This is a genomic window from Curvibacter sp. PAE-UM, assembly GCF_001432305.1.
Lineage (GTDB): Bacteria > Pseudomonadota > Gammaproteobacteria > Burkholderiales > Burkholderiaceae_C > Hylemonella.
Genome location: NZ_KQ483358.1, coordinates 1,237,998 through 1,250,317, shown reverse-complemented (window position 1 = coordinate 1,250,317; position 12,320 = coordinate 1,237,998). Strand labels below are relative to the sequence as shown.

At 67.7% G+C, this 12,320-nt stretch carries 16 protein-coding genes; 13 read left to right on the top strand and 3 right to left on the bottom strand.

Features of this window, described 5'->3' with window-relative positions:
- Positions 1-32: 32 nt before the first annotated feature.
- The 3 genes from AO057_RS06090 to AO057_RS06080 all read left to right on the top strand — a co-directional run bounded on the left by AO057_RS06090 (position 33) and on the right by AO057_RS06080 (position 2,491).
- The gene (locus tag AO057_RS06090) at positions 33-716 is read left to right on the top strand and encodes a glutathione S-transferase family protein (RefSeq protein WP_057674787.1); all 684 of its coding nucleotides are present in this window, start codon (positions 33-35) and stop codon (positions 714-716) included.
- A 10-nt stretch (positions 717-726) separates the two neighbouring features.
- Positions 727-2,016 carry a multifunctional CCA addition/repair protein gene (locus AO057_RS06085; RefSeq protein ID WP_057674786.1) on the top strand — a complete coding sequence of 430 codons (1,290 nt, stop codon included), beginning with the start codon at positions 727-729 and terminating at the stop codon, positions 2,014-2,016.
- Positions 2,017-2,083: 67 nt separating this feature from the next.
- On the top strand, positions 2,084-2,491 hold the full coding sequence (locus tag AO057_RS06080) for a hypothetical protein (RefSeq protein WP_057674785.1): 408 nt from the start codon (positions 2,084-2,086) through the stop codon (positions 2,489-2,491).
- A gap of 9 nt (positions 2,492-2,500) precedes the next feature.
- Here the strand turns inward: AO057_RS06080 and trxC are convergent, their stop codons facing one another.
- From trxC to AO057_RS06065, 3 genes are read right to left on the bottom strand one after another with little or no spacing between them, the layout of a single operon-like run.
- Positions 2,501-2,941 (bottom strand): thioredoxin TrxC, encoded by a 441-nt coding sequence (gene trxC / locus AO057_RS06075; protein WP_057674784.1) that lies wholly within the window; start codon positions 2,939-2,941, stop codon positions 2,501-2,503.
- A 56-nt stretch (positions 2,942-2,997) separates the two neighbouring features.
- Positions 2,998-3,192: a DUF2905 domain-containing protein gene (locus tag AO057_RS06070; protein ID WP_057674783.1), complete on the bottom strand. Its 195-nt coding sequence runs from the start codon at positions 3,190-3,192 to the stop codon at positions 2,998-3,000.
- Between the two features lie 14 nt (positions 3,193-3,206).
- Positions 3,207-4,256: a class I SAM-dependent methyltransferase gene (locus AO057_RS06065; RefSeq protein ID WP_371258262.1), complete on the bottom strand. Its 1,050-nt coding sequence runs from the start codon at positions 4,254-4,256 to the stop codon at positions 3,207-3,209.
- Between the two features lie 62 nt (positions 4,257-4,318).
- Here AO057_RS06065 and AO057_RS06060 point away from each other — a divergent pair, with 62 nt between their 5' ends.
- The 10 genes from AO057_RS06060 to AO057_RS06015 all read left to right on the top strand — a co-directional run bounded on the left by AO057_RS06060 (position 4,319) and on the right by AO057_RS06015 (position 12,318).
- Positions 4,319-5,080 (top strand): SDR family oxidoreductase, encoded by a 762-nt coding sequence (locus AO057_RS06060; RefSeq protein ID WP_057674781.1) that lies wholly within the window; start codon positions 4,319-4,321, stop codon positions 5,078-5,080.
- A 12-nt stretch (positions 5,081-5,092) separates the two neighbouring features.
- Positions 5,093-5,458 (top strand): dihydroneopterin aldolase, encoded by a 366-nt coding sequence (locus AO057_RS06055; RefSeq protein ID WP_057674780.1) that lies wholly within the window; start codon positions 5,093-5,095, stop codon positions 5,456-5,458.
- Positions 5,459-5,521: 63 nt separating this feature from the next.
- Positions 5,522-6,448, top strand: coding sequence for a tRNA 2-thiocytidine(32) synthetase TtcA (gene ttcA / locus AO057_RS06050; RefSeq protein WP_057674779.1), 927 nt, complete (start codon positions 5,522-5,524; stop codon positions 6,446-6,448).
- A 2-nt stretch (positions 6,449-6,450) separates the two neighbouring features.
- Positions 6,451-7,059: a DUF4136 domain-containing protein gene (locus AO057_RS06045; protein WP_057674778.1), complete on the top strand. Its 609-nt coding sequence runs from the start codon at positions 6,451-6,453 to the stop codon at positions 7,057-7,059.
- Entirely contained in the window at positions 7,060-7,704 is a 645-nt protein-coding gene (locus AO057_RS06040) for a histidine phosphatase family protein (RefSeq protein ID WP_057674777.1), read from the top strand.
- Positions 7,688-8,854 carry a DSD1 family PLP-dependent enzyme gene (locus AO057_RS06035; RefSeq protein WP_057674776.1) on the top strand — a complete coding sequence of 389 codons (1,167 nt, stop codon included), beginning with the start codon at positions 7,688-7,690 and terminating at the stop codon, positions 8,852-8,854. Before AO057_RS06040 ends, AO057_RS06035 begins: the two co-directional genes overlap by 17 nt.
- A gap of 21 nt (positions 8,855-8,875) precedes the next feature.
- Positions 8,876-10,348: a sensor histidine kinase gene (locus tag AO057_RS06030; RefSeq protein ID WP_057674775.1), complete on the top strand. Its 1,473-nt coding sequence runs from the start codon at positions 8,876-8,878 to the stop codon at positions 10,346-10,348.
- Entirely contained in the window at positions 10,345-10,968 is a 624-nt protein-coding gene (locus tag AO057_RS06025; protein WP_057674774.1) for a response regulator transcription factor, read from the top strand. Before AO057_RS06030 ends, AO057_RS06025 begins: the two co-directional genes overlap by 4 nt.
- Positions 10,969-11,087: 119 nt before the next feature.
- Positions 11,088-11,579 carry a GlcG/HbpS family heme-binding protein gene (locus AO057_RS06020; protein ID WP_057674773.1) on the top strand — a complete coding sequence of 164 codons (492 nt, stop codon included), beginning with the start codon at positions 11,088-11,090 and terminating at the stop codon, positions 11,577-11,579.
- A 28-nt stretch (positions 11,580-11,607) separates the two neighbouring features.
- Complete coding sequence (locus AO057_RS06015; RefSeq protein WP_057674772.1) at positions 11,608-12,318, top strand: ankyrin repeat domain-containing protein; 711 nt, start codon at positions 11,608-11,610, stop codon at positions 12,316-12,318.
- Positions 12,319-12,320 lie beyond the last annotated feature (2 nt).

Sequence of the window (12,320 nt, the reverse complement as noted above, 5' to 3'; positions counted from 1 at the left end):
GCTAACATGGCCCTCCAGACAAGGAGGGGCCCATGCTCAAGCTCACCATCGGCAACAAGAACTATTCGTCCTGGTCCATGCGGCCCTGGGTGCTGCTGCGCCAGGCCGGCATCCCGTTCGAAGAGGTGCTGGTGCGCTTCGACTCCTTCGACGCCGGCTCGCAGTTCAAGCAGACCCTGGCCCGGCTCAACCCCGTAGGCAAGGTGCCGGTGCTGACGGATGGCGAACTTGTCATCTGGGACACCCTGGCCATCGCCGAATACCTGGCCGAGCAGTTCCCCGAGGAACGACTCTGGCCAGCCGATAAGGCGGCCCGTGCCCGCGCGCGCAGCGTCTGCGCCGAGATGCACTCAGGTTTCTCTGCCCTGCGCAGCCACTGCCCGCAGAACATCGAGGCGTCCCTGCCCGAGGTAGGCACGTTGATCTGGCGCGATCAACCGGCCGTACGCGCCGACGTGGAGCGCCTGGTGGCCATGTGGAGCGAACTGCTCCAGGCCCATGGCGGACCGCTGCTCTTCGGCCACTTCTCCATCGCCGACGCCTACTTTGCGCCGGTCTGCATGCGCCTGAAGACCTATGGCCTGCCCGTACCGCCGGCCATCGCCGCCTACGTGGAGCGTGTCGCCGCCCTGCCGGGCGTGGCCGCGTGGATCGCCGACGCCAAAGCCGAGGCCGACTTCCGCGCCTTCGAAGAACCGTACCGCCTCAAGCGCTAGACTTCCGGACATGCAGATCTACATGGTGGGTGGCGCGGTGCGCGACGCCCTGCTCGGCTTGCCGGTCCAGGACCACGACTGGGTGGTGGTGGGAACCACCCCCGAGGAGATGGTCGCCCAGGGTTTCGTGCCCGTGGGCAAGGACTTCCCGGTCTTCCTGCACCCGGTGACGAAGGAAGAGCACGCGCTGGCGCGTACCGAGCGCAAGACGGCACGCGGCTACAAGGGTTTCGCCATCCACACCTCGCCCGACGTGACGCTGGAGGAAGACCTGGCGCGGCGCGACCTGACCGTCAACGCCATCGCCGTGCACAGCAGCCAGTGCCGGCCCGATGGTTCCTTCGACACCACGCACCTCACCGACCCGTACCACGGGCAGCGCGACATCGAACAGCGGGTGTTCCGCCACGTGACGCCAGCCTTCCGCGAAGACCCGGTGCGCATCCTGCGCGTGGCGCGTCTGTCCGCGCGCTTCACCGACTTCACCGTGGCGCCCGAAACGATGGCGCTGATGCGCCACATGGTGGAGGACGGCGAAGTCGACCACCTGGTGGCCGAGCGCGTCTGGCAGGAACTCAGCCGCGGCCTGATGGAAGAACAACCTTCGCGCATGTTCGACGTGCTGCGTGCCTGCGGCGCCCTCAAGCGCTTGCTGCCCGAAGTGGACCGCCTCTGGGGCGTGCCGCAACCCGAGCAGCACCACCCCGAGATCGATACCGGTCTGCACCTGATGATGGTGCTGGACATGGCGGCCAGGTTGAACGCGCCGCTGACGGTGCGTTTCGCCTGCCTGGGCCACGACCTGGGCAAGGGCACTACGCCTGTAGAGGAATTACCGCGCCATATCGCCCATGAAGCCCGCAGCGCGCGCCTGCTCAAGGGCCTGTGCGAGCGCCTGCGCGTGCCCATAGCCTGCGCAGAACTGGCCGACGTGGTGGCACGCGAGCACGGCAACATCCACCGCAGCGGCACGCTGGGCGCCACCGCCCTGCTGCGCCTGCTGGAGCGCTGCGACGCCATCCGCAAGCCGCAGCGTTTTACCGAGGTACTGCAGGCCTGTGAGTGCGATGCGCGAGGTCGCCTGGGCCTGGAGCAGGAACCCTATCCGCAGGCGACACGCCTGCAGGGTGTGCTGGAGACCGTGCTGGCCCTGCCCACGCAGGCCATTGCCGAACACGCCCTGGCCCAGGGTCACAGCGGCAAGAAGGTGGGCGAGATCATTCATGCGGCCCGTGCCGGGGCCGTGGCGCAACACCTGGGTCTGCCGCACGAAGAACAGGGTAGCCCCCCGGCCGAATAACCAAGCGGCCCGCTCGGGTGCTGCAAACGGCCCGCCATGCAAGCGATCCTGGCCGCATGATGGGTGCATGGCCTCCCCGCCCCGCAACCCCTTCAACCCCCCACTGGCCGAGGGTGTGCGCCGTTTCGGTTTTCGCAAGTGGTACGAGCGCGAGCTGCTCTCCAGCCACGCCCACCTGCTGCTGACCCTGCTGTGCAGCATCGCGCTGATCGGCATGCTGGAAGTCTTCAAGGGCGGCACGCTGGAGGAAAAACTGCTGGACGTGCTGCTCTTCATCGCCAGCGGCGCCATCGGCCTGTGGTCGCTGCGTCGCTACCTCTACCTGCTCATGCACGCCGAGGAAGTGGCCAACCAGGCCAACTGCCCGGACTGCGGCACCTATGCCCGTTTCGAGGTGCTCGGCGAAGACCGGCGCAGCAGCCAGACCGAGGTGCGCTGCCGCGCCTGTACACGCACGTGGACCATCGAGGCCTGAACAGGCCGTTTAACGCAGATGGGACTTGACCCAGGCAGCAATCTGCGCCGGTGAGGTCATGGCGCCGGGCTGGCGTGCCACCTCGCGCCCGCCGACAAACAGCGCCAGCGTGGGGATGCTGCGGATGTTGAAGCGCGCAGCGAGGTTCTGTTCGTCTTCGGTGTTGACCTTGGCCAGGCGCAGCTGCGGCTCCAGCTGGGCTGCGGCCTGCTCGAAGGCAGGCGCCATCATGCGGCAGGGGCCGCACCAGGGCGCCCAGAAATCCACCAGCACCGGCACCTCGCTGCGGCCGATGTGCCGCTCGAAGGCGGCTTCGTCCAGCACCACAGGATGGCCGGCAAACAGGGGCTGATGGCAGCCACCGCAGTCGGGTGCCTTGCCCAGGTCTTCGACCTTGACGCGGTTGGTGGTGTGGCAGTGTGGACAGACGATGTGGCGCGTTTCGCTCATGGTGGGCCCTTTCATCCTGACCATATAGGGCCGGGGGTACCCCTTTCAAGCCTGGCTCAGATGAGTTTTGCAATGCCCACGGCCACCAGGCTCAGGATGATGGTGGTGGTGAAAGGCAGATTGAACTCGCGCCCGAAGAGCGTGAAGTTCAGGTCACCGGGCAGGCGGCCGAAACCGATCTTCTTGAACCACGGCGTGACAGCGTTGACAAGCAACAGGATGATGAAAATGGCGAGCAGCCAGCGGAACATGGTGTAGGTCGGGTTCAGAGTGTGTGGGTGCGGTCGCCGGCGGAAAAGCCCGAAGCCAGCCAGGGCTCGCCGGTGCTCAGGCCGATGACCTTGAACAGCTCGCCCATCTCGTGCTCCATGACCAGCTTGTGCGCCTGGGCGCGCAGCGGCAGCTCGGCCTGCTCCATCAGCTGGGCCAGCCCGCAGTTGAGCAGGAAACGCGCCTGCGAGCTGTACCCCAGCACGGACAGGCCGGCCTCCTGCGCCGCCAGCGCGATGCCCGTGAAATTGACGTGGGCCGTGATGTCCTTGAGACCCACCTCGACGAGCGGGTCGGCGTCGGCCCGGTGACCGCGATGGCACATCACCGTGCCCATGTGGCGTTGCGGGTGGTAATACTCGGCCTCGGGAAAACCGTAGTCGAGAAAGAAGGCCGCGCCGCGCTGCAGCCGTTCGGCCAGGGTGCGCATGAAAGCCTCGGCCTGCGAGTGGATCTCGGTCAGGTAGTCGTAGTTGCCCTCGATCTCCACGGGCGGGCGCAAGTCCGTCGGCCGGTCGGCCCAGGCAAAACGTTCACCAGCCAGTGCCACACCCCGCTCGTACCAGACGCCGTCCCCGCGCGCGAGCAGCTGCACGGGCATGGCGTCGAGCACCTCGTTGCCTACCACCACGCCCTGCATCGTGGCCGGCAGCTCGCTGACCCACTGCACACGGTCGCCGAAGGACTGCAGCGTCTGCTGCTGGCGCGCGCGCAGCGCCCCCGAGAGATCCACGATGGTGTAACGGCGGACCTGCTCGCCCAGGGCGCCCAGCAATTGCAGGGCCAGCGCGCCGGAGCCGGCACCAAACTCCCAGACCTCGTCGGTCTGCGTGTGCGCCAGCGCCTGCCCCACCTGCACCGCCAGCGCGCGGCCGAACAGGGGCGAAAGCTCGGGCGCCGTGACGAAATCGCTGCCCGAACCCGGCATGAGCCCGAGCTTGCGCAGATCGTTGGCGTAATAACCCAGGCCCGGCGTGTACAGGGCCCGGCTCATGAAATCGTCAAAGCCGATCCAGCCCCCGGCCGCCTGGATGGCTTGCACCATGCGGGATGTCAGGGTGGTCGTTAAACTGTCGGCTGTCGTCATTTCCCCGCAATTGTCCCCCAATGTCCTCCCCCGCACGCACCGTGCTCGTGACCGGCTCGGCCAAACGCCTGGGCCGCGAAATCGCGCTCACCCTGGCCCAGGCCGGCTGGCAGGTGGCCGTGCATTACCGCGGCTCGGTGGACGAGGCCATGTTGACCGTGGCCGACTGTGAACAACTCGGCGTCAAGGCTGCCGCCTTCGACGCCGATCTGGCCGATGAGGCCGCCGTGCGCGCGCTGCTGCCGCGGGTGGTCGCACATTTCGGCCAGGTCGAAGCGGTGGTCAACAGCGCCGCCCTGTTCGAGCACGACAGCGCCGCGACCTTCGGCTACGCCGCGCTCGAAAAGCACCTGCGCGCCAACACGGGCGCGCCCATCCTGCTGGCGCAGGCCCTGCACACCCATGTGCGGGAGCGTGCGGGCAAGGGGGTCGTGGTCAACATGCTGGACCAGAAGCTGTGGAACCAGAACCCGGACTTCCTGAGCTACACCCTGTCCAAGGCCGCGCTGGAAGCGGCCAACACCATGCTGGCCCTGGCGCTGGCGCCCGATGTGCGGGTGGTGGGCGTGGCGCCCGGCCTCACGCTGACCAGCGAGTACCTGAGCCCGGAGAAGTTCGAAGCCCTGCACAAGCTCTCGCCGCTGGGTCGCTCCTCCACCCCCGAAGACGTAGCCGGCGCGGTGAAATTCGCGCTGGAAAACGCGTCCATCACCGGCACCACGCTGCTGGTGGACGGCGGCCAGCACCTCATGCGCTTCCAGCGCGACTTTTCGATGATGTAAGCGCAGCGCGTCATGACCCAAGGCACCCAGATCCTCACGCTCACCGGTTTGCGCTTCGACGCCAACCTGGGCATCCTCGACCACGAGAAGGCCGCACCGCAGCCCATCCAGGTCGATGCCGAACTCAACCTCGGGCCGCAACCCCTGCGGCCGCACGATGACGACATCAACCACGTGCTGGACTACCGCAAGGTGCGCCAGATCATCATCGACGAATGCCGCTCCGAGCACATGAACCTGCTGGAAAGCATGATCGGCAAGCTGGCCGACCGCCTGCTGCAGCTGCCCGGCGTGATCGGCGTGCGCGTGAAGATCGTCAAGCTGGAAATTTTCGACGACTGCGAAGTCGCCATCCGCGCCGAAACCGGCATCTGGTGACGGAACCAAACAGGTGAAATGGGGTTCCCACCCCATGTCGGGCACATGCCCATGGAGAGAATGATGAGTGCCGTCTGGATAGACAATGAACCGGCCGTCAGCAATGACAAGGCCCTGAAGATCGAGCGCGAAACGCACAAGCTCGAAAAGCGCCTGTGCCGCAACGTCGGCCAGGCCATCATGGACTACAACATGATCGAGGAAGGCGACCGTGTCATGGTCTGCATGTCCGGCGGCAAGGACAGCTACGGCATGCTCGACATCCTCATGAAGCTCAAGGCCCGTGCGCCGATCGACTTCACGCTGGTGGCCGTCAACCTGGACCAGAAACAGCCCGGTTTCCCCGACCACATCCTGCCCGAGTACCTGAAAAACCTGGGCATCGAGTTCCACATCGAGACCCAGGACACCTACTCCATCGTCAAGGACAAGGTCCCCGAGGGCAAGACCATGTGCAGCCTGTGCAGCCGGCTGCGCCGCGGCATCCTCTACAGCGTGGCGCGCCAGCTCAAGTGCAACAAACTCGCCCTGGGCCACCACCGCGACGACATGCTGCAGACCTTTTTCCTCAACATGTTCTTCGGCGGCAAGTTGAAGGGCATGCCGCCGAAGCTCACCAGCGACAACGGCGAATTCATCGTGATCCGCCCCATGGCCTATGTGGTCGAGAAGGACCTGATCCGCTGGGCCGAGCACAAGGCTTTCCCCATCATCCCCTGCACCCTGTGCGGCAGCCAGGAGAACCTGCAGCGCAAGCAGATCGGCAACCTGCTGCGCGAGTGGGACAAGAAATTCCCCGGCCGGCTGGAGACCATGTTCACCGCGCTGCAGAACGTGGTGCCATCGCACCTGATGGACGCCAAGCTGCACGACTTCAAGCACCTGAAGGCCACCGGCGTGCCAGACGAGAACGGCGACCTGGCCTTCGATGAGGAAGAGCTCCCCGCAGCGCCCGCCCTGCCCGGTGGCGTGCAGGTGGTGACGCTGTAAAAATGAAACGCCTGCTGGCCCTCTTCACCCTGGCGCTGCTGCTCGGCGGCTGCTCGGGTTTGCGCCTGGTCGAATCGCAGGTGCGCTCGACGGCGGTGGCCACCACCGAGCGGCCGATCGAGGCCGGGGCACGCTACCGCTTCGAACGCCTGCCCTCGCAGACCGACCCCGTCGAGACCGATTCGGTGGAGGCCATCGCCGAAGCCGAGCTGGCCGAAGTGGGCCTGGTGCGCGACGACGCGGCCGCGCGCTACAGCGTGCAGATCACGACCCGCATGGAAACCTATGTGGTCGACGACTGGGGCCGTCCCTACAACGGGCCGCGCGTGGGCGGCTCCATCATGATCGGCAGTGGCAACATCGGCATAGGCATGGGCAATATGGTGGGCATGGGCATGCGTTTCCCGCCGCCCAGCCAGTACCGCCACGAAGCCACCCTGCTGCTGCGTGACCTGGGCAGCAACCAGGTGATCTACGAGACCAGCGCCCAGCACGAGGGCCCCTGGAACGACCGCTACAACATCCTGCGCGCGGTGCTGGCCGCCGCCCTGAAGGATTTCCCCCACCCGCCGGCCGGTTCGCGCCGCGTGAAAGTGGAAATACCGCGTTGAATGGATAAGACCACCCGCATCCTCGCGATCCGCCACGGCGAAACCGCCTGGAACGTCGACACGCGCATCCAGGGTCACCTGGACATCCCGCTCAACGACACCGGCCGCTGGCAGGCACAGCGCCTGGCGCGCGCCCTGGCCGCGCGCGACACCATCCACGCCGTCTACAGCAGCGACCTGCAGCGCGCCCACGAGACCGCCAACGCCATCGCCACGGCCACCGGTGCGCCGCTGGCTACCCACACCGGCCTGCGCGAGCGCGGCTTCGGCATCTTCGAAGGCAAGACCTACGTCGAGATCGAACAGACCTGGCCCGAAGAATCCGAACACTGGCGCCAACGCACACCGCACTGGGCACCCGCTGGCGGCGAATCGCTGCTGCAGGTGCGCGAGCGCGTCACGCACGCCCTGCGCGAACTGGCAGCGCGCCACCCAGGCCAGCAAATCGTGCTGGTAGCCCACGGCGGCGTGATGGACCAGCTCTACCGCGCCGCCACCGGCCAGGACCTGCAGGCCCCGCGCACCTGGCAACTCGGCAACACCGCCGTCAACCGCCTGCTCTGGACGCCCGAGGGCCTGTCCCTGGTGGGCTGGGCCGACACCTCGCATCTGGAAGACAACTCGCTCGATGAAATCAGCACCTGACACCGCCCCGCCCCATCTGGCCGCTTTGCTGGGCCAGAGCGTGGCAACGATCGACACCCCCGCCCTGGTGGTGGACCTCGACGCCATGGAGCGCAATCTGCAGAAGATGGCCGATTACGCCCAGGCCCATGGCGTGAAGCTGCGCCCGCACGCCAAGATGCACAAGAGCGCGGCGCTGAGCCTGCGCCAGATGCAGGCCGGTGCCGTGGGCCTGTGCGTGCAGAAGACCTCCGAAGCCGAGGCCCTGGCCGCGGCAGGCGTGCACAACCTTTACATCAGCAACGAGGTCATCGCTTTCCCGAAGCTGCAGCGCGTGGCGGCATTGGCCCGCAGCCTGCAGGCGCGCGGCGGCCGCCTGGCGATCGCGGTGGACAGCCTGCTGGGCGTCGAGCAGCTGGCGCAGGCCATGGGGCCCGGCGAGAACCTGATCGACGTATTTGTGGAACTCGATGTCGGGCAGAAACGCTGCGGCGTGGCCGAACCGGCCGACGTGCTGCCGCTCGCACAAGCCATCGCCGGCCATCCGTCCCTGCGCCTGGCCGGCCTGCAGGCCTACAACGGCCGTGCCCAGCACCTGCGCACGGTGACCGAACGCCGCGCCGCACTGGACGAGGTGATCGCTCGTGTGCAGGAAGCACGCCGCATCGTCGAGGCCGCTGGCTTGAGCTTGAGCTTGCCCTTGGTCACGGGCGCCGGCAGCGGCACCTTCGGCCTGGAAGCCACCAGTGGCGTCTTCGGCGAACTGCAGGCCGGCTCCTACCTCTTCATGGATGCCGACTACGCGCGCAATGAGGCCGACCTGGCACAGCCGCAATTCGAGCATGCGCTTTTCGTCAAGAGCCAGGTCATGAGCGCCAGCGCCGGCCATGTGGTGGTGGACGCGGGCCACAAGAGCCACGCCATCGAATCGGGCCTGCCGCGTGTGCACGGTGAAGCGCTGGAAGCCACGGGCTGCAGCGACGAGCACACCACGCTGCGCGCCACCGGTGCGGCACCGCTGCCGGCCCTGGGCAGCACCCTGTGGCTGATCCCCGGCCACTGCGACCCCACGGTCAATCTGCACAACTGGATGATCGGCGTGCGGGGTGGCCTGCAGGCCGGCAGCGTGGCCGAACTGATCCGGGTCGACGCCCGCGGCGCGCTGGACTGACCCCGGGCACAAGGTCTCACCATGCCCGCCACCGCCCTGCGTCATCGACTCCTCTGGCTCCTGGGCGGCGCAGTGCTCGCTGCCACCGGCGCCGTGGTCCTGGCGCGTCTGGAGCTGACCCGCCAGTTCGAGGCCTTCGAGACCAACGCCCGCATCGTGCACCGCCTGCTGAGCCAGCGCGTGGTGCAGCACGACGCCATCATGGACACGCTGGCCCTCCTGCAGCCCCCCGCCGACGGCCCCCGTGCCGGTACGCCGGAGCAGCGCCTGCCGGCGCTGTATCCGCAGATCCTCTCGGTGCAGCGTCGCAACCCGGGGCAGGCCTGGGCCGATGCGAAGCTCGTCAACACCGAAGCCGAGTCACGCCGGCTCAAACGTCCGGCGCTCGGCGCGGTGGACTTCGCAACCGGCCAGTACCAGCTGCTGATGGCCGCCACGCCCAGCAGCTTTGTGCTGACCCTGGACCTGCGCGCGCTCGCGCCCTGGAACGACTGGCCCATGGAACGTGAACGCAGCCCCGTGCGCGTGGCACTCGAACATGGCGGGCAGCAGATGGTGCTGCAGCCAGGTGTCAACATTGACAAGACCTCGGGCTGGTTCTTCGAATTCCGCAAGCAGCTGGCCGCCGAGAGCCAGCCTTTTGAAGTCGTGGCGCAGCAGCGTGTGGGCTGGGCCGAGCTGCCCTGGGCCCGCATGCTGCTGTGGACCCTGGCCGTGGCCGCGGTGCTGGCCCTGCTGCGCCAGTTCCTGCAGCAGCGCGCCGAACAGCAACGCAGCCAGGCCCTGCTGCGCCTGGGCCAGGTGGCCCGGCTCAACACCTTGGGTGAACTCGCCGCCGGCATGGCCCATGAACTGAACCAGCCGCTCACGGCCGTGCTGGCCAACACGCAGGCCGCGCAACGCCTGCTGGCCGAAGACCCGCCCGAACTGGCCACGGCCCGTGGCGCCATGGAACAGGCCAGCGCCCAGGCCCGCCGCGCGGCCGAGGTGCTGGGCCGGCTGCGCCGCAGCGTGGAACGCCCCGACCCCGGCGCACACGTGCAGGCGCTGAGCCTGAACGAGGCGGTGCACCGCGCGCTTTACCTGCTGGAGCCCGAATGCCAGCGCCGTGGGGTCACACCCGAAGTGCAGTCGCACGCCAACGTACAGGTACTCGCCGAACCGGTCGCGCTGGAGCAGATCGTGCACAACCTGCTGATGAACGCCTTGCAGGCCCTGGAGCAGGTTCCGGTCGGCGAACGCCGCCTCACGCTGAGCCTGCAGCCGCAGGACGGCCAGGGTGAACTCGCCGTAGCCGACAGCGGGCCGGGCATCGCCCCCGAGGTGCTGCCGCACATCTTCGAGCCCTTCTACACCACACGCAAGGACGGCCTGGGCCTGGGGCTCAGCCTGTGCGAGAGCCTGGCCAGCGGCATGGCCGGCAGGCTCAGCGTGAGCGCAGTCCCCCCGCGCGGCACGCGCTTTTGCCTGCATTTGCCCCTGGCCCACGCATGAACGCACCCCAGTCCCCGCTGATCCACCTGATCGACGACGACGCAGCTGTGCGTGACAGCCTGGCCCTGCTGATTTCCACCGTGGGCCTGCGTGTGCAGACCTGGGACCGGCCCAATGCTTTCCTCGCCGAGTTCGACCGCCAGGGCATAGGCGCCATCGTGCTGGACGTGCGCATGCCCGGCATCAGCGGCCTGAGTCTGCTGGACACGCTGATTGCCCAGGGCGTGGACCAACCCATCCTCATGCTCACGGGCCACGGCACGGTGGAGATGTGCCGCCGCGCCTTCAAGGCCGGCGCAGCCGAGTTCCTGGAAAAACCGGTCAACGACGAGCAGCTGCTCGAAGCCCTGCAGCAGGCCGTGCGCCAGCATGTGAAGTCGCGCGAGCGGCACCAGGCCGACCGCCTGGCGCGCGAGCGTTATGCCCAGCTGTCCGAGCGTGAACGCGAGGTGCTCGGGCTCATCGTCGCGGGCCTGACCAACAAGGAGATCGGTCGCGCGCTGGACCTGTCACCGCGCACGGTCGAAACCCACCGCGCCCACCTCTTCGCCAAGCTGCAGGCCGAATCCCTGGCCCAGCTGATCCGCGCCTACGCGGCCCTGGTCGAAGCCTCTCCGTAGTTCTACGGAGCCCCGCGCGTAGCCGACCGCATGGCGGCGCGCGCCTTGTTTTCCTACAGTGCATCCATGGTTCGGCGGGCGCCGGACCAGACCCCAAAACCTTCACAGGAGCACTGCACATGTCCACCCTCACCAAGTCCTCGGTCCTCGTCCTGAGCCTCGTTGCCGGCCTCGCCAGCGCGCAATCCGTGCGCACCGAAAAGAACATGTCCCTGGAACTGGCCAACCAGATCGCCAGCGCCACCGTGGCCGCCTGCACCGCCGCCGGCTACAACGTCGCCGCCACCGTGGTGGACCGCGCCGGCACCGTGCGCGCCGTGCAACGCGCTGACAACGCCGGCCCCCACACCCTGGAAGCCAGCCGCCTGAAGGCCTACACCTCGGCCTCGGCCAAGAACACCACCCTGGCCATGATGGAAGGCGCGCAGAAGAACCCGGCCGCGGCCAACCTGGTCCACATTCCCGGTTACCTGCTGCTCGGCGGTGGTGTGCCCGTGAAGGTGGGCAACGAAGTCATCGGCGCCGTGGGCGTGGGCGGTGCGCCCGGCGGCCATCTGGACGAACAATGTGCCGTGGCCGCCATCGCCAAGGTGCAGGATCAGCTGAAGTAAGCAACAAGCACAGCAGAGGAGATTTCTTATGACTATCCGTCGCACACTCGGTATCTCCCTGCTGGCCCTGGCAGGCCTGGCGACTGTCGCCAGCCTGCCGGCGCAGGCCCAGGTGCCACCCTCACCGGCCGAAGCCGCGGCCTACACCGGCCTGCATGCCGCCGCCTGGGCAGGTGACCTGCCGCGACTGCAGCAGCTCATCAGCGCCGCGGACAAGGCCAAGCTCAACGCGCGCGACCCCTATGGCCGCACGCCCCTGCACGTGGCTACCTATGCGCGCCAGCGTGGTGCCATCCAGGCGCTGGCCCAAGCCGGCGCCGACCTCAACCTGCTGGAGAACGACCGCTACGACGCCGTCACCATCGCCTCCGTCGCGGACGATGAAGAAACGTTACGACTGCTGCTGCAGCTCGGCGCCAAGGCCGGCCAGACCACCAGCCGCTACGACGGCACGGCCCTGATAGCTGCCGCCCACCTGGGCCACGACGGCGTGGTGCGCCAGCTGATCGCCGCCGGCGCCCCGCTGGACCATGTGAACAACCTGCACTGGACGGCCGTGATCGAATCCATCGTATTGGGGGACGGCGGTGCGCGCCACCAGGCCACGCTCAAGGCCTTGATCGACGCTGGCGCCAACCTGCAGCTCAAGGACCGCATGGGACAGACGCCGTTGGCGCTGGCGCGCGCACGCGGTTATGGCGCCATGGAAAAGATGCTGCTGGCGGCAGGCGCCAAATAAGC